Annotated in this window: 21 protein-coding genes and 2 pseudogenes; 6 read left to right on the top strand and 17 right to left on the bottom strand. The window is 67.8% G+C overall.

All coding sequences use genetic code 11. From position 1 onward, the window contains the following. Positions 1–64: 64 nt before the first annotated feature. From QC826_RS00805 to leuS, 9 genes and pseudogenes are all read right to left on the bottom strand, one after another. Positions 65–2,168 (bottom strand): annotated as a pseudogene (locus tag QC826_RS00805) (HDOD domain-containing protein). A gap of 284 nt (positions 2,169–2,452) precedes the next feature. Beyond that, positions 2,453–3,736, bottom strand: coding sequence for a multidrug effflux MFS transporter (locus QC826_RS00800; RefSeq protein WP_279763984.1), 1,284 nt, complete (start codon positions 3,734–3,736; stop codon positions 2,453–2,455). Between the two features lie 250 nt (positions 3,737–3,986). Beyond that, positions 3,987–5,189: a class I SAM-dependent RNA methyltransferase gene (locus QC826_RS00795; protein WP_409567745.1), complete on the bottom strand. Its 1,203-nt coding sequence runs from the start codon at positions 5,187–5,189 to the stop codon at positions 3,987–3,989. A 137-nt stretch (positions 5,190–5,326) separates the two neighbouring features. Further along, on the bottom strand, positions 5,327–5,938 hold the full coding sequence (locus QC826_RS00790) for a 2-hydroxychromene-2-carboxylate isomerase (protein WP_279763982.1): 612 nt from the start codon (positions 5,936–5,938) through the stop codon (positions 5,327–5,329). A gap of 10 nt (positions 5,939–5,948) precedes the next feature. After that, entirely contained in the window at positions 5,949–6,380 is a 432-nt protein-coding gene (locus tag QC826_RS00785) for a CopD family protein (RefSeq protein ID WP_279763980.1), read from the bottom strand. Between the two features lie 66 nt (positions 6,381–6,446). Beyond that, a complete protein-coding gene (locus QC826_RS00780; protein ID WP_279763979.1) occupies positions 6,447–7,718 on the bottom strand; it encodes a glutamate-5-semialdehyde dehydrogenase in 1,272 nt (423 codons plus the stop codon). A gap of 55 nt (positions 7,719–7,773) precedes the next feature. Further along, positions 7,774–8,789, bottom strand: a pseudogene (gene holA / locus QC826_RS00775) (DNA polymerase III subunit delta). 19 nt (positions 8,790–8,808) lie between these two features. Beyond that, on the bottom strand, positions 8,809–9,402 hold the full coding sequence (gene lptE / locus QC826_RS00770) for an LPS assembly lipoprotein LptE (RefSeq protein WP_279763978.1): 594 nt from the start codon (positions 9,400–9,402) through the stop codon (positions 8,809–8,811). Between the two features lie 4 nt (positions 9,403–9,406). After that, positions 9,407–12,049 carry a leucine--tRNA ligase gene (gene leuS / locus QC826_RS00765; RefSeq protein ID WP_279763977.1) on the bottom strand — a complete coding sequence of 881 codons (2,643 nt, stop codon included), beginning with the start codon at positions 12,047–12,049 and terminating at the stop codon, positions 9,407–9,409. Positions 12,050–12,211: 162 nt separating this feature from the next. Between leuS and QC826_RS00760 the strand changes: the two genes are divergently transcribed. From QC826_RS00760 to map, 4 genes are all read left to right on the top strand, one after another. Continuing rightward, positions 12,212–12,976 carry a helix-turn-helix domain-containing protein gene (locus QC826_RS00760; RefSeq protein WP_279763976.1) on the top strand — a complete coding sequence of 255 codons (765 nt, stop codon included), beginning with the start codon at positions 12,212–12,214 and terminating at the stop codon, positions 12,974–12,976. A 74-nt stretch (positions 12,977–13,050) separates the two neighbouring features. Further along, complete coding sequence (locus QC826_RS00755) at positions 13,051–13,416, top strand: VOC family protein (RefSeq protein WP_279763975.1); 366 nt, start codon at positions 13,051–13,053, stop codon at positions 13,414–13,416. 73 nt (positions 13,417–13,489) lie between these two features. Next, the gene (locus tag QC826_RS00750) at positions 13,490–13,774 is read left to right on the top strand and encodes a ParD-like family protein (protein ID WP_093389043.1); all 285 of its coding nucleotides are present in this window, start codon (positions 13,490–13,492) and stop codon (positions 13,772–13,774) included. 43 nt (positions 13,775–13,817) lie between these two features. Further along, complete coding sequence (gene map, locus QC826_RS00745; protein ID WP_245774330.1) at positions 13,818–14,597, top strand: type I methionyl aminopeptidase; 780 nt, start codon at positions 13,818–13,820, stop codon at positions 14,595–14,597. Between the two features lie 248 nt (positions 14,598–14,845). Here map and QC826_RS00740 read toward each other — a convergent pair whose 3' ends face one another. The 6 genes from QC826_RS00740 to QC826_RS00715 are packed head-to-tail and all read right to left on the bottom strand — an operon-like array spanning position 14,846 to position 18,316. After that, positions 14,846–15,337, bottom strand: a complete 492-nt coding sequence (locus QC826_RS00740) for a DUF7000 family protein (protein ID WP_279763973.1) — start codon at positions 15,335–15,337, stop codon at positions 14,846–14,848. A 29-nt stretch (positions 15,338–15,366) separates the two neighbouring features. Further along, positions 15,367–15,693, bottom strand: a complete 327-nt coding sequence (locus tag QC826_RS00735; protein ID WP_099419112.1) for a barstar family protein — start codon at positions 15,691–15,693, stop codon at positions 15,367–15,369. Next, positions 15,693–16,124, bottom strand: coding sequence for an ExbD/TolR family protein (locus QC826_RS00730; protein ID WP_279763972.1), 432 nt, complete (start codon positions 16,122–16,124; stop codon positions 15,693–15,695). Before QC826_RS00730 ends, QC826_RS00735 begins: the two co-directional genes overlap by 1 nt. 11 nt (positions 16,125–16,135) lie before the next feature. After that, the gene (locus QC826_RS00725; RefSeq protein ID WP_279763971.1) at positions 16,136–16,822 is read right to left on the bottom strand and encodes a MotA/TolQ/ExbB proton channel family protein; all 687 of its coding nucleotides are present in this window, start codon (positions 16,820–16,822) and stop codon (positions 16,136–16,138) included. A 12-nt stretch (positions 16,823–16,834) separates the two neighbouring features. Further along, positions 16,835–17,656: a 4-hydroxy-tetrahydrodipicolinate reductase gene (gene dapB / locus QC826_RS00720; protein WP_279763970.1), complete on the bottom strand. Its 822-nt coding sequence runs from the start codon at positions 17,654–17,656 to the stop codon at positions 16,835–16,837. A 3-nt stretch (positions 17,657–17,659) separates the two neighbouring features. Beyond that, positions 17,660–18,316 (bottom strand): outer membrane protein assembly factor BamE, encoded by a 657-nt coding sequence (locus QC826_RS00715; protein ID WP_279763969.1) that lies wholly within the window; start codon positions 18,314–18,316, stop codon positions 17,660–17,662. Positions 18,317–18,473: 157 nt separating this feature from the next. Between QC826_RS00715 and fur the strand changes: the two genes are divergently transcribed. Then, a complete protein-coding gene (fur, locus tag QC826_RS00710; RefSeq protein WP_279763968.1) occupies positions 18,474–18,902 on the top strand; it encodes a ferric iron uptake transcriptional regulator in 429 nt (142 codons plus the stop codon). Positions 18,903–19,031: 129 nt separating this feature from the next. On the opposite strand, the gene hrcA is transcribed toward fur, so the two are convergent. Then, the gene (gene hrcA, locus QC826_RS00705) at positions 19,032–20,048 is read right to left on the bottom strand and encodes a heat-inducible transcriptional repressor HrcA (RefSeq protein WP_279763967.1); all 1,017 of its coding nucleotides are present in this window, start codon (positions 20,046–20,048) and stop codon (positions 19,032–19,034) included. A gap of 116 nt (positions 20,049–20,164) precedes the next feature. Continuing rightward, on the bottom strand, positions 20,165–20,893 hold the full coding sequence (locus QC826_RS00700; RefSeq protein ID WP_279763966.1) for an HAD family hydrolase: 729 nt from the start codon (positions 20,891–20,893) through the stop codon (positions 20,165–20,167). A 165-nt stretch (positions 20,894–21,058) separates the two neighbouring features. On the opposite strand from QC826_RS00700, the gene QC826_RS00695 reads away from it, so the two are divergent. Further along, positions 21,059–22,570, top strand: coding sequence for a metallophosphoesterase (locus QC826_RS00695; RefSeq protein WP_279763965.1), 1,512 nt, complete (start codon positions 21,059–21,061; stop codon positions 22,568–22,570). Positions 22,571–22,745 lie beyond the last annotated feature (175 nt).

The following is a 22,745-nucleotide window of genomic DNA, read 5'->3' as shown; positions in this document are numbered from 1 at the left end:
CCGCGGGGTGTCGGCGGTTGGCGCGTTGGCAGCGGAGCTGCCGGGGTTCAGGTTCATCATGGCCTTAGACGGAGTCCATCGCCCGCGCTTGCACGCCGACGACTTGGCTGGCGCTGCCCCGGGCGGGCAGCAAAATTTCAAAACTGGTGCCGGCGCGGCCGGAGCGGCAGGTGATCAGGCCCGTGCATATTCTTGACCAGGTTGTGCACGATGGACAGGCCGATGCCGTGGTGCGGCCCCTCCTTGCTGCTGCGCACCGGCGCGAACAAATTGGCCAGCACCTCGGCCGACAGGCCGGGGCCGTTGTCGCTGACCACCAGCTCGAGGTAGAGCCGGCGCTCGCGGTTGACGTGGCCGCGGTTGGCGATGTCGATCTTGCCGCCGGCGGGCATCGCCTCGACGGCGTTCTTGACCAGGTTGACCAGGATCTGCTTGAGGATGTCGGCGTCGCCGTCGATCTCGGCCGGCTCCTCCTGCATGCGCACGACGATCTGCACCGAGGCCGGCACGAAGTCGGTGGCGCGGAACAGGCGCAGCACGTCGTCGACCACGCGGGCGACGTCGGTGTGGCGCGCCGTCTCGCTCGGCTGCAAATCGGCCAGGCCGTTGATCAGCTGGCCGACCCGGTCGATCTCCTCGTTGAGGATGGACATCTCGCCGACCACCGGCTCGCGCCGCGCCAGTTTGCTGTCGAGCACCGACAGGTAGTTCTTGATGATCGACAGCGGGTTGTTGACCTCGTGGACCACGCGGCGCGAGGCCTCGCGGTACTCCTCGGCGACGTGGGCCAGCTGGCGGCGGGCGTGGCCGCGCTCGCTCAAGGTGGTCTCCAGCGCGGCGGCGGCCTGGGTGGCGAACGATTGCATGAAGCGCTCGCGCTTCTGCAGGCCGGCCAGCTGCCAGGCGGCGGCGGCGCCCACCAGCACGCCCAGGCAGCGCTGGTTGGCCACCAGCGGCAGGCAGACCAGGGCTCTCGCTGCCGAGGATGCGGAACAACTGCTCCTCGGCCAGGGTCAGCGCCGCGTCGCCGCGCGCCAGGTAGGCCGGCCGGCGCTGCCGCGCCGCCTCGGCGATGGCGCCGCCCTTGGCCAGCGGGACGGCCAGTTCGGCCAGCCGCTGCTGCTGCTCGCCGCCGGCGCAGCCGACCAGGGCGTGGCCGGTGGGGTTCTCCAGCAGCGCCACGGTGCTGCCCAGGTCGAACAGGATGCGCGCCGAGCGGGTCATCGATTCGAGCAGGCCGCTCTCGCCCTGCTGGCGGGCGAAGGTCTGGCCCATCTCGGACACCAGCACCATGTTGCGCACCTCCTCGGACAGGCGCTGCTGCACCGGGTCCAGCGGCGGCGGCGGCGCGTAGGCCGGCGGCGCGACGATGTCGTCGGCGCCGGCCAGCTCGATGCCCAGGTAGGCGGCCGACTTGTCGACCTGGCGCGCGGCGGCGTTGCGCACGGCGGCCAGGGCGTCCGGCTCCAGGCCGCACAGGCGGCTGGCGTCGGCGATGGCGTCCCGGTGGGCCTCCTCGTCGCCGTGGCTGCACAGCAGGTGCGACAGGCGGACGATGCGGATCAGCGGATGCGCCGCCTCGAGCCGGGCGGCCGGCTCGTGGTGGTACAGCACGCTGTCGGCCAGGAAGGAGTCCAGGTGCCAGCGCTCGATCAGCCAGGCGCCCGCCTCCGAGTGGGTGATCTGCAGGGTGCGCTGCTCGACGGCGCACAGGTCTCGTCGTCGCGCGCCATGAAGTTCAGCGCGTACTCCTTGGGCGCGGTGGCCAGCAGCGCCAGCCGGCCGACGTTGTGCAGCAGGCCGGCCAGGTAGGCCTCCTCGGCGTGCGGGTAGTCCATGCACTTGGCGATGTCGCGCGCCAGCACGGCGGCGGTCAGCGAGTTCTTCCAGAAGCCGCGCAGGTCGGTGCTGCCGGAATGGGGGAAGCTGTTGAAGGTCTGGAACACCGATTCGCTGATCACCAGCGTCTTGATCATGTCGGTGCCGAGCGACACCAGCGACTGCTCCAGGCTGACGCTGCGGCTGTGGCGGTGGTAGGCCGAGCTGTTGGCGACGCTGAGGATCTTGCTGGTCATGCCGGCGTCCTTGGCGATCAAGGCGGCCAGCTCGGGCATGCCGGCGTCGTCGGCCTGCAGGTGCTCGATCAATTTGATGAGGATCTGCGGCATGGCCGGCAGGCGGGCAATCAACAAGCGATTGCGGATATCGTGTTCTGATTGCTGCATCGTATCAAGCATTGCCGCCAAGGGACATTGAATGGGAAGCGGCACTCAGGGTCGAAGGGCCACCACGGTGTTATTTGGTTAACTGTTGTGACAAGAAAACGTCGCTGCGACGGCTTGGTAAACCGTCTGACCGTGCTTAAAAATCGATAGTAGCATAAACAAAGGCATAACTAATCAACAAGAAAGATTTCCTACTAAACTTTTTTAACTTTCCTGCCGTTAATGAATTACCTGGCCGGATGGCGTAGTAGCATGCTCCGGTAAGCGCGCGACGTCAACCACAAAACGAGAGCAGAGGCACTAAACGCCATCTGTCCGGCGGCTAGCCACAATACCGAATGTGATAGGAAGGGCGCGATCACGCCCGCCACCAGGGCGGCCAGCAGGGTCGAGGCGAACGACTGGCAGGACGCCACCGTGCCACGGATGTGCGGGAACAGGTCCAGCGCCAGCAGGGTCGCGCCGGGCGCCACCATCGACATGCCGAAGGTGTAGACGAACATCGGCGCCACCGTCCAGGGCAGCGCCGGCGGCAACCACAGGTGGTAGCAAACGTTAAATATCGAGGCCGCCAGCAGGAAACAGAAGCCAATACCAATTTGTCGCGAAAATGAGATCCTGCCGGCCACGCGGTTGGCCGCCAGGGCGCCGAGGAAGATGCCGCTGACGGCGGGCAGGAACAGCCAGGCGAACTGGTCCGGGCCGAGGCCCAGGTGCACCGGCAGCAGCACCGGCGCCGCCGTGATGTAGACGAACAGGCCGGCGAAGTTCAGCGCCACCACGCCGGACTTGAGGTGGAACAGCGGCGAGCGGAACACCTGGCCGTAGTTGCGCATCAGGTAGCGCGGGTTGAAGGGCTGGCGCTTGTGCGGCGGCAGCGTCTCGGGCAGGCGGCGGTAGCACAGCACGAACAGCAGCACCGTGTAGCCGAACAGGAACAGGAAGATGGCGCGCCAGTCGAGCAGCTTGACGATCCAGCCGCCGGCCACCGGCGCGATGGCCGGGGCGATCGAGAAGATCATCGTCACCATCGACAGCAGCCGCGCCGCCGCCGCGTCGGCGTACAGGTCGCGGATGATGGCGCGGCCGACCACCACGCCGGCGCCGGCCGAGACGCCCTGCAGCGCGCGGAAGGCCCACAGGTAGTGCACCGTGTGCGAGGCGGCGCAGCCCAGCGTGCCGATGGCGAAGGTGACCAGCGCGACCAGCACCACGTTGCGCCGGCCGAAGGCGTCCGACAGCGCGCCGTGCCACAGCACCATCACCGAGAACGACAGCATGTAGAAGGTCAGGCTTTGCTGCACCTCGAGCGGGCTGGCCTGCAGCGAGGCCTGGATCGCCGGGAAGGCCGGCAGGTAGGCGTCGATCGAGAACGGGCCGAGCATCGACAAGCCGGCCAGCATCGCGGCCAGCAGGCCGCTGCCCAGCGCGCGGCGGTGGCTCGGTTCGGGCGGCGGTGGAATCTCGGGGGCGGGGTCGGGCGGCAGGATGGCGGGCGGATTCGGGAACATGGGGGGGGCAGGATGGGGCGCCGGACCGGCAGCGCCGGCCGCGCCGTGTTTTTGGGGGGAGACGAGGATGGCGCCGCGTGGGAAGATCGCCGCCAAGCCAAGGCGCCAGCGGCTACAACACCACCCAAAGGCAGAGAGCCAGGGTCAGACCCTAGGGTCTGACCCTAGGTTTGCGCCGCTGGGTTTTCTTGGCTAGGCTACGCTCGGGCCGCCCTGGGTTGACGCCCTTGGCGCCGTCAGCGCCGTCGGCTTAAACGCTCTTCGGCTTGGCTTCCTCGCGGCGGTTGTAGCCGGCCACCATGTCGAAGCGGAACAGGCGGCATTCCAGCGCGCCGTTGAAGAACGGCGTCTTGCGCGCCTCCTTCAAACGCAGCAGGCGCGGCAGGCCCAGGTCGGCGGTGAACAGGAACACGGTCCAGCCGGCGAAGCGCTGCTTGAGCGTGGTGCCCAGCGCCGAGTAGAAGGTGGTGGCCAGCTCGTCCTCGGGCAGCGTGCTGTCGCCGCGCACGCCGATCCGCTCGCCGTACGGCGGGTTGGTCAGCAGGATGCCGGGCGCCTCGGTCGGCGCCTTGACCTCCTGCGCCTCGATCTGCTTGAGCGGCACCTCGAACAGGATGCCGGCGCAGCGCAGGTTGTGGCGGGTCATTTCCACCATGTCGCCGGAGATGTCGCTGCCGAAGATGGTCGGCGACTCGGGCAGCGGGTTGACCTTGACGGCGGCCTTCATGGCCTGCCACGGCGCCGGGTCGAAGCCGTTGAAGTTCTCGAAGGCGAAGCGGCGCCGCGCGCCCGGCGGAATGCCCTGCACCATCTGGGCGGCTTCGCACAGGATGGTGCCGGAGCCGCACATCGGGTCGAACAGCGGCGTGCCCGGCTTCCAGCCCGACACGCGCAGCAGGCCGGCGGCCAGGTTCTCGCGCAGCGGCGCGTCGCCGGTCTCCTCGCGCCAGCCGCGCTTGAACAGCGCCTCGCCCGAGGTGTCGAGGTAGATGGTGAACTGGCGCGCGTCGAGGAAGCCGACGATGCGCATGTCCGGCGCCTTGGTGTCGACCGAGGGGCGCTTGTTGAACTGGTCGCGGAAGCGGTCGCAGACGGCGTCCTTGATCTTCAGCGTGGTGAACTCCAGGCTGCGCAGCGGCGACTTGACGGCGGTGACGTCGACGCGGATGGTGTGGTCGACGTCGAACCAGTCTTCCCACGGCTGGGCCAGCACCAGGTCGTAGATGTCGTTCTCGTTCTGGTAGCCGGTGACGGCCATGCGCATCAGCACGCGCGAGGCGATGCGCGAATGCAGGTTGATGCGGTAGGCGTCGTGCAGGTCGCCGGAGCAGTGCACGCCGCCGGGAACCTGGTTGTGCACCTTCAGGCCGTTGCTGTCCTGGGCGATCTCGCCGAGTTCCTCGGCCAACGCCGCTTCCATGCCGCGCGGGCATGGGCAAAAATATGAAGCCATGGTGTACCTTTTATCCGTTAAAAAACAAACACTAAAAAAATCATTACCCCGAACGGCGAAGAACCGGGGTCGGACCCCGTACGGGGTCCGACCCCAAATAGCCGCCGCCGGCCGGGCCAAACTCTATCGTGGCGGGCTTACACCGCCTGGCGGGCCAGCGCCCGCTCGAGGAAGTCGAGGCGGTCCTGGCCCCAGAAGCTCTCGCCCTGGTAGACGTACCACGGCGCGCCGAACACGCTGGCGGCGCTGGCGTCGTCGGTGTTGCGATCATACTCCGCCTGCACGCTGGCCGTTTCGACCGACTTGAGCAGCATGCGGCCCTCGAGGCCGAGGCCGTTGGCGATCTGCGCCAGCGTCTCCTCGTCGCCGATGTTCTTCTCCTCGGCCCACAGGCCGCGCATGATGGCGCCGCTCAGCTGCAAGGCCGTGTCGACGCCCAGCGCCAGCCGGGTGGCGATGATCAGCCGCGCCGCCAGGTCGGGCGAGACGGGGAAGAACTTCGGCTGCAGGTTCAGCGGCAGGTCCAGGAACTCCGCCCAGCGCGCCAGCTCGGTCAGGCGGTAGGCCTGGCGCTGCGGCGCGCGCTTGGCCAGCGGCAGGCCGCCGGACTGGCCGAACACCTTGCCCAGGTCGAGCGGGCGCAGGTCGATCTGCGCGCCGTGCCGGCGCGCCATGGCGACGAAGCGCTCGTGGCCCAGGTAGCTCCACGGCGAGTGGGGGGCGAAATAATATTGGCAAACTTTAGTCATACGGCCCCGCTCAGAAAGGTTTGACCACGACCAGCACGACGATCGCCAGCAGCATGAACACCGGCAGCTCGTTGAACACGCGGAACCACTTGTGGCTGCGCTTGTTGGCGCCGTTCTCGAACTTGCGCAGCAGCGAGCCGCAGGCGTGGTGGTAGCCGATCACCAGCAGCACGAGGAACAGCTTGGCGTGCATCCAGCCGGGCATCTTGAAGCCGTCCGGGCCGCCGCCGTACTGCAGCCACAGCAGGGCGAAGCCGAGCAGCACGGCCGGCACCGACAGCAGCGTGGTGAAGCGGTACAGCTTGCGCGCCATCAGCAGCAGGCGTTCGGTGGTCACCGTCTCGTTCTCCATCGCCAGGTTGACGAACAGCCGTGGCAGGTAGAACAGCCCGGAAAACCAGGACGTGATGAAGAGGATGTGCAGCGCTTTAATCCAGAGCATGAAGGTCCCGAGAATGAGGGGATGGCGGGCGGCGGCCGGCGCCGCCCGATGGGGTCGAAAGGAGGATCAGTTGCGCACTTCGCCGTGGCCGAACACCACGTACTTGAGCGAGGTCAGTCCCTCCAGCCCGACCGGGCCGCGGGCGTGCAGCTTGTCGTTGGAGATGCCGATCTCGGCGCCCAGGCCGTATTCGAAGCCGTCGGCGAAGCGGGTCGAGGCGTTGACCATCACCGAGGCCGAATCGACCTCGCGCAGGAAGCGCATGGCGTCGCTGTAGTTCTCGGTGACGATGGCCTCGGTGTGCTTGGACGAGTAGCGGTTGATGTGGTCCATCGCCTCGTCCATGTCGGCCACCACCTTCACCGCCAGGATAGGCGCCAGGTATTCGGTGGCCCAGTCCTCCTCGGTGGCGGCGGCCAAGTGCGGGTAGCCGGCCAGAATGGCCCGCGCCTCGGCGTCGGCGCGCAGCTCGACCTGCTGGCCGGCGTAGCGCTCGGCCAGCAGCGGCAGCACGGTCGGCGCGACGGCGCGCGCCACCAGCAGCGTTTCCATGGTGTTGCAGGTGCCGTAGCGGTGGCACTTGGCGTTGAAGCCGATCTCGACCGCCTTCTTCAGGTCGGCCTGGGCGTCGATGTAGACGTGGCAGATGCCGTCCAGGTGTTTGATCATCGGCACCGTGGCCTCCTCCATCAGGCGCGCGATCAGGCCCTTGCCGCCGCGCGGCACGATGACGTCGACAAACTGCGGCATGGTGATCAGGGCGCCGACGGCGGCGCGGTCGGTGGTGTCGACCACCTGCACGGCGTCCTCGGGCAGGCCGGCCCCCAGCAGGCCTTCCTTGACCAGCCTGGCCAGCGCGCGGTTGCAGTGGATCGCCTCGGAGCCGCCGCGCAGGATGGTGGCGTTGCCGCTCTTGATGCACAGGCCGGCGGCGTCCACCGTGACGTTGGGACGCGACTCGTAGATGATGCCGATCACACCCAGCGGCACGCGCATCTGGCCGACCTGGATGCCGGACGGGCGGAACTTCAAGCCGGAGATCTCGCCGATCGGGTCGGCCAGGGCGACGATCTGGCGCAGCCCCTCGACCATGGTGTCGATCGCCTTGTCGGACAGGGCCAGGCGGTCGAGCATGGCCGGCGCCAGGCCGGCGGCGCGGGCGCTGTCCATGTCCTGTTGGTTGGCGGCGCGCAGCAGCGCGCTGTCGCGCACGATGGCGTCGGCGATCAGCGACAGCGCGCGGTTGCGCGTGGCGCTGTCGGCCCGGGCCATGGCGCGCGAGGCGACCCGCGCCCGCTGGCCCACTTGTTCCATGTACTGTTTGATATCGCTAGTCATTGCCTGTCCCTATCCAGAGTGTTCGTGTCGGCGCGTCGCGCGCCTGCTGCGGCGTCTAGCCGCGCGCCACCTTCAGCGCCAGTTGCAGCATGGCGTCCCAGGCGTCGCCGGCGAAGGCCTTGGCGCGCAGCCCCTTGATCATCTTGTCGACCTGGGCGGCGTCGCGCATGGCCGCCTCCAGCGTGGCCAGCGAGATGCGGCGCAGCGCCGGGTCCATCATCCGCTCGCGCGGCCCCCAGATGCGGTATTCCTTCAGCAGCGCGCCCAGCGGGCGGCCCTGGGCCATCGCGGCCTTCAATTTTAACAGCGTGCGGATCTCCTCCGACACCGCCCACAGCACCAGCGGCAGCGCCTCGCCCTCGCCCTTCAGCCCCTCGAGCATGCGCACCAGCCGGGCCGGATCGCCGGCCAGCATGGCCTCGCTCAGCTTGAACACGTCGTAGCGCGCCACGTTGAGCACGGCGTCGTGCACCTGCTCGTAGGCCAGCTTGCCCGGCTCGTGCAGCAGGGCCAGCTTCTGGATCTCCTGGTGCGCCGCCAGCAGGTTGCCCTCGACCCGCTCGGCGATGAAGTCGATGCTCTGCCGGTCGGCGCTCTGGCCCTGGGCGGCCAGGCGCTGGGCTATCCAGTTGGGCAGCTGGCTGCGCTCGACCTGCGGGATGTCGATGTAGACGGCGGCCTGCTGCAGCGCCGCCACCCAGGCCGCCTTCTGCGTCTGCCAGTCCAGCTTGGGCAGGGTGATCAGCGTCAGGTTGTCCGGGCTGAGTCCTTCACATAGGCCTGCAGCGCGGCGCCGCCGTCCTTGCCCGGCTTGCCGGTGGGGATGCGCAGCTCGATCAGCTTCTTGTCGCCGAACAGCGAGAGCGACTGGTTGGCCGCCAGCAGCTCGCCCCATTTGAAGCTGCGCTCGACGCTCAGCACGTCGCGCTCCGAATAGCCCTGGGCGCGGGCGGCGCGGCGGATCTTGTCGGCCGCCTCCAGCGCCAGCAGATGCTCGTCGCTGGTGATCACGTACAGCTGGGCCAGCGGTTTCCCGACATGGCCGTCCAGCGCTTCAAGCCGCAATTGCATGCCTCGTCCTTGGTCCTGGTTACTGCTGTGGCGCGGACGCCGGCGCCCGCGCCGGCACGGCCGGCGCCAGCGACATCGCCGCCACCGGCTTGATCGCCGCCATGCGGCGCATCATCTGCTGCACCAGATCGGACTGCATGTCCTTGTACAGCAGCGCCTCCTCCTGCTCCTTGGCCAGCAGCTGGGTCTCGTTGAAGTCCAGCGCGCGGGTCAGGTTGACCGCCGTCGGGCCGAGCAGCAGGTTGCCCTGCTGGTCGCGCACCTGGAACACGATGGCGTAGGACAGCAGGTACTGGCGCACGCGGCCGCTGGCGTTGAGCGACAGGATCGACTTGCTGCGCGTCTTCTCCGGGTCGCTCAGCACCTCGATGATGCCGTCGGCCTCCTTCGGCGTGGCGACGATGGTGGTGCCGCCGTAGGCGCGCACGGTGCGCTTCAGGTCGATCGCCAACGGCGACTTCTCCGGCAGGCCGACGTACAGGGTCGGGAAGGGCAGCAGGTACTGGCTGCCCTGGCCGCGCAGGTGGAAGCCGCAGGCCGACAGCAGCAGCGCCAGCGCCAGCAGGGCGCCGCACAGGCCGGCCCGGCGCATCGTCGAGGAGGTGGTGGCCATCGTCTTAGACCACGATGCTGATCAACTTGCCCGGCACCACGATGATCTTCTTCGGCGGCGTCTCGATGTACTTCTGCACCGCCTCGCAGGCCAGCGCGGCGGCCTCGATCGAGGCCTTGTCGGCGCCCTTGGCGACGGTGATGCTGCCGCGCAGTTTGCCGTTCACCTGGATCATCATCTCGATCTCGGCCTGTTCCAGCGCGGCCGGGTCGACCTGCGGCCAGGCGGCGTTGAGCAGGTCGCCGAACACGCCGGCGTAGCCCAGTTCCTGCCACAGCACGTGGGTGATGTGCGGCGCCACCGGATTGAGCAGGCGCAGGAAGATCGAGAAGCCCTCGGCGACCAGCGCGTTCGATTCGGCGCTGTCGTCCAGCTTGGCCGACTCCATCGTGTTGAGCATCTTCATGCAGGCCGACACCACGGTGTTGTACTGGATGCGTTTCAGGTCGTAGTCGGCCTGCTGCAGGATCTTGTGCAGTTCGCGGCGCAGGGTTTTCTGCGGTTCGGTGGCGGCCGGCGCGGCGGCCGAGGCCAGCGCGCCGCCGATGCGGCCGGCCTGGGCGTAGCCGTAGGCCCAGACGCGGCGCAGGAAGCGGTTGGCGCCCTCGACGCCGCTGCCCGACCATTCCAGCGTCTGCTCAGGCGGCGAGGCGAACATGGTGAACAGGCGCGCGGTGTCGGCGCCGTACTGTTCGATCTGCGCGGCCGGGTCGATGCCGTTGTTCTTCGACTTCGACATCTTCTCGGTGCCGCCGATGTTGACCACCTGGCCGTCGCTCTTCAGCGTGGCGCCTTGCGGGCGGCCCTTGTCGTCCAGGGTCAGGTCGATGTCGGCCGGGTTGAACCAGGTCTTCTTGCCGGAGGCCTCCTCGCGGTAGTAGGTCTCGTTGAGCACCATGCCCTGGGTCAGCAGGTTGACGAAGGGCTCGTCGAACTTGACCAGGCCGAAGTCGCGCATGATCTTGGTCCAGAAGCGGGCGTACAGCAGGTGCATGACGGCGTGTTCGATGCCGCCGATGTACTGGTCCATCGGCATCCAGTAGTCGTTGCGCGCGTCGACCATGGCCGCGTTCGAGCCGGGCGAGGTATAGCGCATGTAGTACCACGACGAGTCGACGAAGGTGTCCATGGTGTCGGTCTCGCGGCGCGCCGGCTTGCCGCACTGCGGGCAGTCGCACTTGAGGAAGGCCTCGTGCTTGTTGAGCGGGTTGCCGCTGCCGTCGGGCACGCAGTCCTCCGGCAGCACGACCGGCAGGCTCTTCTCGGGCACGGGCACGGTGCCGCAGTCGGCGCAGTGGATCATCGGGATCGGCGTGCCCCAGTAGCGCTGGCGCGAGATGCCCCAGTCGCGCAGGCGGAAGGTGATCTTCTTCTCGCCCAGGCCCTTGGCGGCCATTTCGGCGGCGACCGCCTCGACGGCGGCGGCGTAGTTCAAACCGTCGAACTGGGCCGAGTTGCAGACCACCGCCTGCTCCTTGTCGCCGTACCACTCCTGCCAGGCCTCGGTGGAGAACTCCTTGCCTTCGGCGGCGATGACCTGCTTGATCGGCAGATGGTATTTTTTGGCGAAGGCGAAGTCGCGCTCGTCGTGGGCCGGCACGCCCATCACGGCGCCGTCGCCGTAGCTCATCAGGACGTAGTTGCCGACCCAGACCTCGACCTGGGCGCCGGTCAACGGATGGGTGACGAACAGGCCGGTCGGCATGCCCTTCTTCTCCATCGTCGCCATGTCGGCCTCGATCACCGAACCGAGCTTGCACTCGGCGTTGAAGGCGGCCAGCTCGGGGTTGCTCTGCGCGGCGTGCACGGCCAGCGGGTGCTCGGCGGCGACGGCGGCGAAGGTCACGCCCATCACGGTGTCCGGGCGGGTGGTGAAGACGTACATCTTGCCGTCGCCGATCAGCGCGCCGGCGGCGTCCTGGATCTGGTGCGGGAAGGCGAAGCGCACGCCGGTCGACTTGCCGATCCAGTTGGTCTGCATGGTGCGCACGCGCTCGGGCCAGCCGGGCAGCTTGGTGTCGACGTATTCCAGCAGCTCGTCGGCGTAGTCGGTGATGCGGGCGTAGTACATCGGGATCTCGCGCTTTTCGATCAGCGCGCCGGAACGCCAGCCGCGGCCATCAACCACCTGCTCGTTGGCCAGCACGGTCTGGTCGACCGGGTCCCAGTTGACGGTGCCGGTCTTCTTGTAGATGATGCCTTTTTCCAGCATCTTGAGGAACATCCACTGGTTCCACTTGTAGTATTCCGGCTTGCAGGCGGTCATTTCGCGCGACCAGTCGATCGCCAGGCCCATCGACTCCATCTGCTCGCGCATGTGGGCGATGTTGGAATAGGTCCACTGCGCCGGCGGCACGTTGTTGGCCATCGCCGCGTTCTCGGCCGGCATGCCGAAGGCGTCCCAGCCCATCGGCATCAGCACGTTGTAGCCGTTCATCCGCAGGTAGCGGTACATCACATCATTGATCGTATAGTTGCGCACGTGGCCCATGTGCAGCTTGCCCGAAGGGTAAGGCAGCATCGAGCAAGCGAAATACTTGCCTTTCGGGAAACGCGGGTCGTTCTCGACCGCTTTGTAGGCGTCGATCGCCTTCCAGTGGGATTGGGCGGCTTGTTCGACGTCGGCGGGACTATATTTATCTTGCATGATATGTGCGGCCAGCGTGGGGGCCAAAAGTGAATATGAACCGGACATTATACTGGCTGAATCAGTTGTGTAGCACGCCGAGGCCGGTGGAGTGCTGCATTGCGGCAAAATCGGCGGCGCCCGCCCGGCCCGCGCGCCGTGCCGGGCGGTAGAATGGCGGCCATGCTCTATCAGGAATATGCCCCCCATCCGGCGCTGGCGCGCCACGTCGACTGCCTGTGGACCTGCCGCGTGCACGGCCGCGCGCAGGCGGTGTCGCACCGCGTGCTGCCGGACAACTGCGTCGACATCCTGTGGCAGAACCAGCATCCGGACGGTTTCGCCGTCGGCATGATGAGCGGCGCCATCGAGGTCGTCAGCAGCGGCCTGGTGCAGACGGTGGCGGTGCGCTTCAAGCCGGGCGCGGCCGGCCGCTTCCTCGACCTGCCGCTGCACGCGCTGACCGACCAGCGCGCCGGCATGGACCAGTTGTGGGGGCGCGGCGAGGCGGCGCGCCTGGCCGACGCCCTGTGGACCGACGAGCTGGCCGACCGCGCCCGCCTGGCCCTGCTCGAGGCGCAGCTGCTGGAGCGGCTGCGGCGCGGCGCCGACGCGGCGCGCGCCAACTCCAGCGAGGCGCTGGTGGCCGCCGCCCTGGCCGCCATCGCCGGCGACGGCGGCGCCGGCCGCATCGCCGGTCTGGCCGAGCGGCTGGGCGTGTCGCGCCAGCACCTGGCGACGCTGTTCCGCGCCCGCGTCGGCCTGGCGCCCAAGCTGTACGCGCGCATCTGCCGCTTCCGCCGCGCCACCGAGGCGCTGCGCGGCGGCGCCGCGCCGGACTGGGCGCAACTGGCGCTGGACTGCGGCTATTTCGACCAGTCCCACCTGATCCACGACTTCCAGGAGTTCGCCGGCCGCGCGCCGGAGCGCTTCCTGGCGGCCGACTGAGCTTCCATTTTTCCAATCGCCCCGGCCGGCGGCGTGGCAAGATGCTGTTTTCCAAACAACCTCAGGAGAGCAACATGATCAAAGGCTTGCGCGCGGTGATGTACCCGGTGCCGGACATGCAACAGGGCAAGGCCTGGTACAGCCAGGTGCTCGACGTGGCGCCCTACTTCGACCAGCCGTTCTACATCGGCTTCGCCGTCGGCGGCTTCGAGCTGGGCCTGTTCCCCGATGGCCAGCCCGGCATCAGCGGCAACCGCGCCCACTGGGGCGTCGACAAGATCGAGGACGAGGTGGCGCGCATCGTCGCGCTGGGCGCCACCATCTTCTCGGCGGTGCAGGACGTCGGCCAGGGCATCAAGGTGGCCGAGCTGCTCGACCCCTACGGCAACATCTTCGGCCTGATCGAGAACCCGCTGTTCGACCCCAAGGCGATTAACTAGGGTCGACTGTACGCCGCCCGTTCGTTCGTGATAATATACGTTTCGTATATAAACCGTATAGAGGACGCACGAGATGGGCATAGTAAAAATTTCCGACCAGATGCACGAGAACCTGCGCATCGCCAGCGGCGCGCTGAGCCGTTCGATGAACGCCCAGGCCGAGCACTGGCTGCGCATCGGCCTGCTGGCCGAGACCAACCCCGACCTGCGCTACAGCGACATCTGCCAGCTGCTGCTGCGCGCCGCCCAGGACGGCGGCGTGCACCTGCCGGGCGCCGCCAACGACGCCTCCAGCGTCAACCCGGCCGCCCTGGCCGCCGCCGTGCAAGTACTGGGAGGCGTCCATGAGCAAGCGTAAGAACGAACTGTCCATCCTCATCAAGAGCCCGGCACAGATCGAGATGGCGCGCGTGGCCGCCGAGCTGGCCGCCGACGTGCTGACCTTCATCGAGCCGCACGTCAAGGCCGGCGTCAGCACCGAGTATCTGGACCAGCTGTGCAACGACTACATCGTCAACACGCAGAAGGTGATTCCGGCCAACGTCGGCTACGGCGGCTTCCCCAAGACCGTTTGCACCTCGGTCAACCAGGTGGTCTGCCACGGCATTCCGGCGCCCGACCAGATCCTGGTCGACGGCGACATCATCAACATCGACGTCGCCGTCATCAAGGACGGCTGGCACGGCGACACCAGCCGCATGTACGTGGTCGGCACGGCCAGCAAGGCGGCGCAGAAGCTGATCGACACCACCTTCGCGGCGATGTGGGCCGGCATCCGCGCGGTGCGCCCGGGCGCCACCCTGGGCGACGTCGGCCACGCCATCCAGACGGTGGCCGAGAAGGCCGGCTACAGCGTGGTGCGCGACTATTGCGGCCACGGCATCGGCATGGTCTACCACGAGGAGCCGCAGGTGACCCACTACGGCAAGCCGAGCCAGGGCCTGGTGCTGAAGCCGGGCATGCTGTTCACCATCGAGCCGATGATCAACGCCGGCCGCGCCGCGACGGTCGAGCTGGACGACGAGTGGACCGTGGAGACGCGCGACGGCAGCCTGTCGGCGCAGTGGGAGCACATGGTGGCGGTGACCGAGACCGGCTACGAGGTGTTGTCGCTGATCGCCAGCGAGCGCAAGGCGGCGGTCCAGCCGGCGGCGCCGGCGCAGGTGCAAGCCGAGGCCTGATGCAATCATTTGCGCCGCGTCCTACCCGCTGATTTGCTTGCAGGACTTGCGCAAGCGGGTCTTGACCAAGTGCGCGGCAATTGGCCATGCCAGGGAGCTGGCAACGGCCGCAAACTCGTTGGATTCATGCTCCAACAAGCGCTGATTGTGCGGCCCAACGTGAAAGTGAGGGGCGGCCGGAGCGAAGCCTAGGGAACCACAAGCGCAGCTTGTGGCCGTCCCTCTCCCGACTGCGGTGTTGTGTGGCATTACTCGTAAGCCGCCAGCGTGTTGAAAATTTCCTGTGACAGAGTTTCAAATTGACTGTGAATGGACTCCGATAGCTTTGTTGAACTATCAAAGTCTGGGGCCAAAAGTAGAGGAGCTTCGAAAATTGAATACTCTGGCATTGCCTCCTCATTGACCCACTTCACTTCTTTTAGTTTTCTCCAGTAGAGAATCTGTACATCCTTTGTTTGCCCAAGAAGCCACAGCTCAAAGTTGGCATTTTTATGGTTGAAAACAATCGCAAGCTTGAGTTTTTTCCTCTTGAGATAGTCATTTTGCAAGTAGAAGTATGTGAAATCTATATAGCCATGTAGCACATTCGCAACCAAGAATTCACTTTTGTATTTCTTTGAGAATTCAGTTCTTAGATTTTGAACAATACCAACTAGATCTTGATAGGTCTTTTGGAGTTCTCCACTGGAGAATGCGGTTTTGTAAGCTGCTACACGTGCATTCAGACTTTTGCTCGGCATCACCCATTCCCTCCAAAATCAACTGACACCTAGCGCAGCACCAGCTTGAGGGCCGGCTTCTCGCCGTAGTCCTCGTAGCGCTCGTTGATGCCGGCCACGCAATACGTGACCTCCTCCAGGATATCCGGCACGGCGGCGCGCATCGCCTCGGCGCCGTCGATGACGATCTCCAACACCTCGTTCGGTTTCAGGCGGAACTTGCTCATGCCGTCCTCGTCGCGCAGGTAGCTGAGGCAGTCGACCCAGGCGTCCATGCTGTTGCCGTAGGTGTCGGGGAAGCCCATCGCCGCCTTGCACTGCGCGTGGAAGGTGGGGAAGTCGACGATTGCGGCGCCATTCAATTGTGCGGTAGCCATTATTTTTTCTCTTGTTTGTTGGGGTCGGTGACGAAGCTCAGCTTGTTCAGGCCGCGCCCTTGCGCCGCCGCCATCACCTGCGCGACGACCTCGTAGCGGGTGTCCTTGTCGGCGCGCAGCTGCAGCTCGGGCTGCGGCTGCAGCGCGGCGGCCGCCAGCAGGCGGGCGTCCAGCGCGGGCAGGGCCAGCGCCTCGTCGTTCCAGTAGATGTGTCCCTTGGCGTCGATCGCCAGCGTCACGCTGGCGGCCGGCGGCGCCGGCTGCGCCTGCGCCTGGGCGCGCGGCAGCTCGAGCTTGACGGCGCTGGTGAACATCGGCGCGCTGAGGATGAAGATGACCAGCAGCACCAGCATCACGTCGACCATCGGCGTGACGTTGATGTCGGCCATCGGGCCCTGCTGGCGGTGGTGGTTGAAGGCGCCGAATGCCATGTGCGCTCCGTTTAGTGGCGCAGGCGCTCGCCGCTGCTCAGGTAGGCGTGCAGGTCGTGCGCGAAGGCGTCCAGCTCGGCCAGGGTGAGCCGGTTGACGCGGTTGAATCCATTGTAGGCCAGCACCGCCGGAATCGCCACCGTCAGGCCGATGGCGGTCATGATCAGCGCCTCGCCGACCGGGCCGGCGACCTTGTCGATCTGCACCGCGCCGGCCGCCGAGACGTTGGCCAGCGCGTGGTAGATGCCCCACACCGTGCCCAGCAGGCCGATGAAGGGCGCCGTGGCGCCGATCGAGGCGAGCAGGGTCAGGCCGGACTCGAGCCGCGCCGTGCTGTGGTGGATGGCGGCGCGCAGCACGCGGGTGACCTGCTCGGCATGGCCGAGCTCGCCGCCTATCGACGGCCGGCCGGCCACCATCAGCTGGGCCGCGCCCTGCCGCGCCAGCGGCGCGTAGATGTCCTCCGGGTCGGCCAGGACCAGGCCGGCGACGCCGTCGTGCATGGTCGGCGCGTCCCAGAAGGCCTGCAGCGCCGGCGCGCTGCGCCGCACGCGCCAGGCCGCCAGCGACTTGGAGAGGATGAAGTACCAGCTCAGCAACGACATCGCCAGCAGCAGGTAGGCGACGGCGTGGCTGATGGCGTCGCCCTGCTGCCAGTAGCTCGCCAGGCTGAAGTGGTTAACGGCGGTGGCGCCCATGTCGGTCGGCGATCAGGCGCCGGCCGGCGTGTTGAGCGACAACACGTCGTTCATGTCGAACAGGCCGTTCGGCTTGTCCGCCAGGAAACGCGCGGCGCGCAGCGCGCCGTGGGCGTAGGTGATGCGGCTGCTCGACTTGTGGCTGATCTCGATGCGCTCGCCGGTGCCGGCGAACAGCACCGTGTGGTCGCCGACGATGTCGCCGCCACGGATGGTGGCGAAGCCGATCGACGAGGGGTCGCGCTCGCCGGTGATGCCTTCGCGGCTGTAGACGGCGCAGTCCTTCAGGTCGCGGCCCAGCGCGCCGGCCAGCACTTCGCCCATCTTCAGCGCGGTGCCGGACGGGGCGTCGACCTTGTGGCGGTGGTGCGCCTCGATGACTTCGATGTCGTAGCCGGTGGCCAGGCTTTTCGCCGCCAGTTCGAGCAGCTTGAGGGTGACGTTGACGCCGACGCTCATGTTGGGCGACAGCATGATGGCGGTCTTCTTGGCCGCCTCGGCGATGGCGGCCTTGCCGGCCTCGTCGAAGCCGGTGGTGCCGATGATCATCTTGATGCCGTGCTCGGCGCAGTAGGCGACGTGCTCCAGCGTGCCCTCGGGGCGGGTGAAGTCGATCAGGAAGGCGGCGCCGGCCAGGCCACGGGCCAGCTCGGACTCGATCAGCACGCCGGCCGGCTTGCCGAGGAAGGCGGCGGCGTCGCTGCCGACGCCGGGGGCGGCGGCCACGTCGAGGGCGCCGGCCAGGCGCGCGTCGGGCGCGGCCAGGATGGCTTCGATCAGCATGCGGCCCATGCGGCCGCCGGCGCCGGCGACGGCGATGTTCAGTTCAGTCATGGCTTAGTCCTTGTTCTTGATGACCGGCGTCACCTCGACAGGGCGGGCGGCGGCGTTGTCGTTACCGGCGGGCAGCGGCGCGCTGCTCGGCGCCGGCTGCAGGGCGGGCGCGTTCGGGTTTTTCAGCACCGGCGCGGGGCCGGCGATGCGGGCGATGTATTCCTTCTCGGTCGGCAGGTTGCCGCCCTCGAAGCGGTCGACCTTGCCGTCCTTGAAGAACACCACGACGCGGCTGCTGGTCACCTCGCCGTTGCCCTTGGCCAGGCGGAAGGGATAGTCCCAGCGGTCGGCGTGGAAGATGTCGGTCAGCAGCGCGGTGCCGAAGATGAAGCGGACCTGGTCGCGCGTCATGCCGACCTTCAACTGGGCGAGCATCTCCTCGGAGACGAAGTTGCCCTGCTGGATGTCCGGCCGGTAGGGCGAGAAGAACCACATGAACTTCTGCAACTTGGTGATATTGGTGGTCTGCGCGCCGCTGGCCGGGGCCACGCTGGCGCTCTCCTGCTGGGCGGCGGTCGGCTTCTCGCCGAGCACGGTGCGGCTGGCGCAACCCGTGACGGCAACGGCGGCCAGCGCGACGCACACGGCACCCGTCAAGCGGGGGGCGCGCTGTGTAAGACGGTGCAACAAAGACTGCGATAAGGCCTGGGTGACGCGCATAAGTGTCCTCAATTGGATCGAGCGGAAGTGCCAAAACGCTATATGATAAAGCACATGGTGCGACAGTGGGTTAAACTGTGCGTTCGCCAATGTGGCTGAGGGGAGAGGACCGCCGGAAACAGGCCCCGCCACCGCCAACCAGAATAGAGTAACAAACATGAGCAACAATCCCTCCGACCTGAAGGCCAGCGGCCTGAAAGCCACCCTGCCGCGCCTGAAGATCCTCGACATCTTCCAGAGCAGCCCGGTACGCCATTTGACCGCCGAAGACGTGTATAAGATCCTGTTGGCCGACAATATGGACGTCGGCCTGGCCACCGTCTACCGCGTGCTGACCCAGTTCGAACAAGCCGGCCTGCTCAACCGCAACCATTTCGAGACGGGCAAGGCGATCTTCGAACTCAACGAGGGTTCCCACCACGACCACCTGGTGTGCCTGGACTGCGGCCGCGTCGAGGAGTTCTTCGACGCCGAGATCGAGCAGCGCCAGCAGATGATCGCCAAGGAGCGCGGCTTCAACATCGCCGAGCACGCGCTGGCGATCTATGGCAATTGCGTCAAGACGGCCTGCCCGCACAAGGCCTAGCCCCCCTCCACCACGCCGCTCCCGGCCACTCGATGCCCCCCCCGCAATGCGGCCGGAAGGGGTCTGACCCCGCGCGGGGTCAGCCCCCCGCAGCCGGGGTGCGGGGCCAACGCTCAACCATCGGCCGCCTCAATGGTGGCTCAGCGCGTTCGACAACAACTTGGCGGTGATGTCGACGATCGGGATCACCCGCTCGTAGGCCATGCGGGTCGGCCCGATCACCCCCAGCGTGCCGACGATCTTGCCGTTGGCCGCGTAGGGCGCCGTCACCACGCTCATCTCGTCCATCGGCACCAGGTTGGATTCGCCGCCGATATAGATCTGCACGCCGCTGGCCTTGCTCGACACGTCGAGCAGCTGCATCAGCCCGGTCTTCTGCTCGAACATGTCGAACATCTGCCGCAGCGACGTCATGTTGGACGACAGGTCGCTCACCGACAGCAGGTTGCGCTCGCCGGCGATGACCATGTCGTCGGAGCTGTCGGCCATCGCCTCGCTGCCGGCCTCGACGGCCGCCTGCATCAGCCGGCCCATGTCGTCGCGCAGCTGGCGCAGCTCGGCCTGCATGCGCGTGCGCACCTCGTCGAAGCCCAGGCCGCCGTAGTTCTGGTTGATGTAGTTGGCCGACTGCACCAGCTGGGCCGGCGTGTAGTCGACGTCGGTCAGCAGCAGGCGGTTCTGCACGTCGCCGGTGGGGCCGACGATGACCAGCAAAATCCGCTTCTCGGACAGGCGCAAAAATTCGATCTGTTGGAACACCGACTCGCGCCGCGGGCTCAGCACCACGCCGGCGAACTGCGACAGCGACGACAACATTTGCGCCGCGTTGGCGATCATCTTCTGCGGCTGCGGCGCCTGCAGGCGCATGCGGCCCTCGACGGCGTGCTCGTCGAAGTGCTGCACGGTCAGCAGGGTGTCGACGAAGATGCGGTAGCCGCGCGGCGTCGGCACCCGGCCGGCCGAGGTGTGCGGGCTGGCCACGTAGCCCATCTCCTCGAGGTCGGCCATGATGTTGCGGATCGTCGCCGGCGACAGGTCGAGGCCGGAGATCTTCGAGAGCGCGCGCGAACCGACCGGCTGGCCGTCGGCGATGTAACGCTCGACCAGGGCTTTGAGCAGGGTTTGGGCACGGGTGTCGAGTTGCATGGTTCTGTTTGCGGCTGCCAGGTTGCTACCAGCTTGCGAGTAAATGGTATTGGATGTTGCCCTGGGGATTCGAGGGCGGTGTTCTTATTATGCACGCTTGACGGCGGCGCTGGGCATCATTCTTCCAGCTGGCGCTCGATCCAGTGGCGAACTTCGTCAAAACTACTGCAGATAGCGTCCGGCGCCACGCCGGCCGCCAGGTGGGCGTCGCCGCCGTGGCGGTTCAGCCAGACGGCGCGCAGGCCGGCGCCCTGGGCGCCGACCACGTCGAGCCGCAGGTCGTCGCCGACGTAGACGGCCTGCCGCGGCGCCACGCCGAGCGCGGCGCAGGCGGCCAGGAAGATCGCCGGGTCCGGCTTGCCACGGCCGAAATGGCAGGCCGCCAGGCTGACCTCGAAATGCTGGTCCAGGCCGATCGCCGCCAGGTCGCCGTTGCCGTTGCTGATGGTGCCCAGGCGCAGTTTCTGCTTCAGGCGCAGCAGGCCGGGCAGCACGTCGTCGTAGGGTACCACGTCGTTGCGGGCGGCCAGGAAGTGGCGCATCGCCGCCTCGACATGGAGCGCGTCCTCGCCGGCCTCGGCGAAGGCGGCCAGCAGGCCGGCGCGGCGCACCGCGCTCAGGTCGATGGCCAGCTCGGGCTGGCGGCGCAGCAGCTCCATGCGGCGCTCGCGCAGCTGCTCGATGGAAAAGCGCTGCGCCACCTTGGGCGCGTGCTGGCCCAGCCAGGCGTGCAGCGTCAGCTCGGCGCGGGCGATGACGGGGCCGATCGGCCACAAGGTGTCGTCGAGGTCGAACAGGACGGCCAGGGGACGGACGGCGGCGGGCGGGACGGCGGTGGTGGACATGGCGTGGGCGATGGTGGTGGAGAAAGTATTGTCGCACTTCCCGCGCCGGCGCGCCGCCAGCCTTTGCGGCAATATTTCCCCGAAAGCATGGCGGAGCGTGCCAGCGGGGCGCTTCGCGGCTATCATACGTGGCTGTCATACTGCCTTGCCCCAGGAGTGAAAGCCATGCCCTACGCCCTTGCCGCCGCGCGCGCCGCCGCGCCGCCATCGTTGTTGCCGCCCGCCCTACTCGCCTTGTCCGCGCTGCTGGCCGGCTGCGCCGGCCTGGCGCCGCCCGCCGCGCCGGCCGGCGCCGAGGACTTCGCCAGCTTCGTCGTGCTGGGGCCGGAGGGCGCCGCCGTGGCCCGCGTGCTGACCGCCGCGCCGGCCTGCCCGGCCATCGAACTGGACGGCCGCACACTGCCGATGACGCTGCGCGCGCCGGCCGCCACGCTGGCGCCGCGCCGGGCCGACGCCAAGGCGGCGGGCTCGGCGTTGGCCAAGGCGGATGCCACAGCCGTGGCCAAGGCCAAGGCCAAGGCCGTGGCCAAGGCCGTGGCCTTCCCCGTGCTCAGCTGCGAGGCGGCGCTGCCGGCCGGCACCGCCAGCGCCAGCGTGCTGGGCCGCGCCCTGCCGCTGCCGCGCGCCGAAGCGCGCCGCATCGTCGTCATCGGCGACACCGGCTGCCGCCTCAAGCAGAGCGACGACGGCGACAGCTACCAGGCCTGCAACGACGCCGAGCAGTACCCCTTCGCCACGGTGGCGGCGGCGGCCGCCGCCTGGCGCCCCGAGCTGGTGGTCCACGTCGGCGACTACCACTACCGCGAACACCCCTGCCCGGCCGGCAACGCCGGCTGCGCCGGCAGCCCCTGGGGCTACGGCTGGGACGCCTGGAACGCCGACTTCTTCACGCCCGGCGCGGCGCTGTTGCGGGCGGCGCCGTGGGTGGTGGCGCGCGGCAACCACGAGTCCTGCGAGCGCGCCGGCCAAGGCTGGTGGCGCCTGCTCGACCCGCGCCCGCTGCTGCCGGGGCGCGACTGCAACGCCACGGCCGACGACGCCGTCGGCGACTACAGCGAGCCCTACGCCGTGCCGCTCGGCCAGGACACCCAACTGCTGGTGCTCGACACGGCCGCCACCTCCTGGCGCGGGCTCAAGCCGGACTCGCTCGGCTACCGCCGCTACCAGGACGCCTACCGCCAGCTCGACGCGCTGGCGCGCCGCGCCAGCCGCAACATCGGCGTCGACCACCATCCTCTGCTCGGCTTCGGCGCCGAGCGCGGCGCCGACGGCGCCATCGTCCTGCGGCCGGGCGACGCCGGCCTGCAGCAGGCCTTCGGCGCGCTCAACCCGCTGCTGCTGCCCGAGCGCATCCAGACCATGCTGTCGGGCCACGTCCACCTGTGGCAGCAGGTCAGCTTTTCCAGCGCCCACCCGAGCCAGTTCATCGCCGGCTTCTCCGGCACCGCCGAGGACGTGGTGCCGCTGCCGGCGCCGCTGCCGCCCGGCGCCAGCCCGGCGCCCGGCGCCGTGGTCGAGCAACTGAGCTCGTGGATAGACGGCTTCGGCTTCATGACCATGGAACGCCAGGGCGCCGAGCAGTGGCTGGTGCGGGTGCACGACCGCCACGGCGCCCTGCGCAACACCTGCCGGATCGACGGCCGCCGCTCGCGCTGCGCGCTGGCCAGGGTCGAATAGGCGGCGCCGGCAATTTCACATGCTGTTACAAGGGTTTGCGTCCGGGCATTAGCAAATGCACTAAAATATGCGCCAATTCCGTGTAGCATACGGTCTCCCGCCGGCGCCCACGCGCGCCGCGCGCGACGGCCGCGTTGCAGCCGTCCCGGCCCCGATTCGTTTTTGGAGAGAGTGT

The organism is Rugamonas sp. DEMB1, assembly GCF_029834475.1.
GTDB lineage: Bacteria > Pseudomonadota > Gammaproteobacteria > Burkholderiales > Burkholderiaceae_D > Rugamonas > Rugamonas rubra.
This window is presented reverse-complemented; position numbering and strand designations above follow the sequence as displayed.

Excerpts from the sequence above, each read along its gene's own strand:
- QC826_RS00800 (WP_279763984.1), bottom strand. The coding sequence starts at position 3,736 with ATGTTCCCGAATCCGCCCGCCATCCTGCCGCCCGACCCCGCCCCCGAG.
- QC826_RS00795 (WP_409567745.1), bottom strand. The coding sequence starts at position 5,189 with ATGGCTTCATATTTTTGCCCATGCCCGCGCGGCATGGAAGCGGCGTTG.
- QC826_RS00790 (WP_279763982.1), bottom strand. The coding sequence starts at position 5,938 with ATGACTAAAGTTTGCCAATATTATTTCGCCCCCCACTCGCCGTGGAGC.
- QC826_RS00785 (WP_279763980.1), bottom strand. The coding sequence starts at position 6,380 with ATGCTCTGGATTAAAGCGCTGCACATCCTCTTCATCACGTCCTGGTTT.
- QC826_RS00780 (WP_279763979.1), bottom strand. The coding sequence starts at position 7,718 with ATGACTAGCGATATCAAACAGTACATGGAACAAGTGGGCCAGCGGGCG.
- lptE (WP_279763978.1), bottom strand. The coding sequence starts at position 9,402 with ATGGCCACCACCTCCTCGACGATGCGCCGGGCCGGCCTGTGCGGCGCC.
- leuS (WP_279763977.1), bottom strand. The coding sequence starts at position 12,049 with ATGCAAGATAAATATAGTCCCGCCGACGTCGAACAAGCCGCCCAATCC.
- QC826_RS00760 (WP_279763976.1), top strand. The coding sequence starts at position 12,212 with ATGCTCTATCAGGAATATGCCCCCCATCCGGCGCTGGCGCGCCACGTC.
- QC826_RS00755 (WP_279763975.1), top strand. The coding sequence starts at position 13,051 with ATGATCAAAGGCTTGCGCGCGGTGATGTACCCGGTGCCGGACATGCAA.
- QC826_RS00750 (WP_093389043.1), top strand. The coding sequence starts at position 13,490 with ATGGGCATAGTAAAAATTTCCGACCAGATGCACGAGAACCTGCGCATC.
- map (WP_245774330.1), top strand. The coding sequence starts at position 13,818 with ATGGCGCGCGTGGCCGCCGAGCTGGCCGCCGACGTGCTGACCTTCATC.
- QC826_RS00740 (WP_279763973.1), bottom strand. The coding sequence starts at position 15,337 with ATGCCGAGCAAAAGTCTGAATGCACGTGTAGCAGCTTACAAAACCGCA.
- QC826_RS00735 (WP_099419112.1), bottom strand. The coding sequence starts at position 15,693 with ATGGCTACCGCACAATTGAATGGCGCCGCAATCGTCGACTTCCCCACC.
- QC826_RS00730 (WP_279763972.1), bottom strand. The coding sequence starts at position 16,124 with ATGGCATTCGGCGCCTTCAACCACCACCGCCAGCAGGGCCCGATGGCC.
- QC826_RS00725 (WP_279763971.1), bottom strand. The coding sequence starts at position 16,822 with ATGGGCGCCACCGCCGTTAACCACTTCAGCCTGGCGAGCTACTGGCAG.
- dapB (WP_279763970.1), bottom strand. The coding sequence starts at position 17,656 with ATGACTGAACTGAACATCGCCGTCGCCGGCGCCGGCGGCCGCATGGGC.
- QC826_RS00715 (WP_279763969.1), bottom strand. The coding sequence starts at position 18,316 with ATGCGCGTCACCCAGGCCTTATCGCAGTCTTTGTTGCACCGTCTTACA.
- fur (WP_279763968.1), top strand. The coding sequence starts at position 18,474 with ATGAGCAACAATCCCTCCGACCTGAAGGCCAGCGGCCTGAAAGCCACC.
- hrcA (WP_279763967.1), bottom strand. The coding sequence starts at position 20,048 with ATGCAACTCGACACCCGTGCCCAAACCCTGCTCAAAGCCCTGGTCGAG.
- QC826_RS00700 (WP_279763966.1), bottom strand. The coding sequence starts at position 20,893 with ATGTCCACCACCGCCGTCCCGCCCGCCGCCGTCCGTCCCCTGGCCGTC.
- QC826_RS00695 (WP_279763965.1), top strand. The coding sequence starts at position 21,059 with ATGCCCTACGCCCTTGCCGCCGCGCGCGCCGCCGCGCCGCCATCGTTG.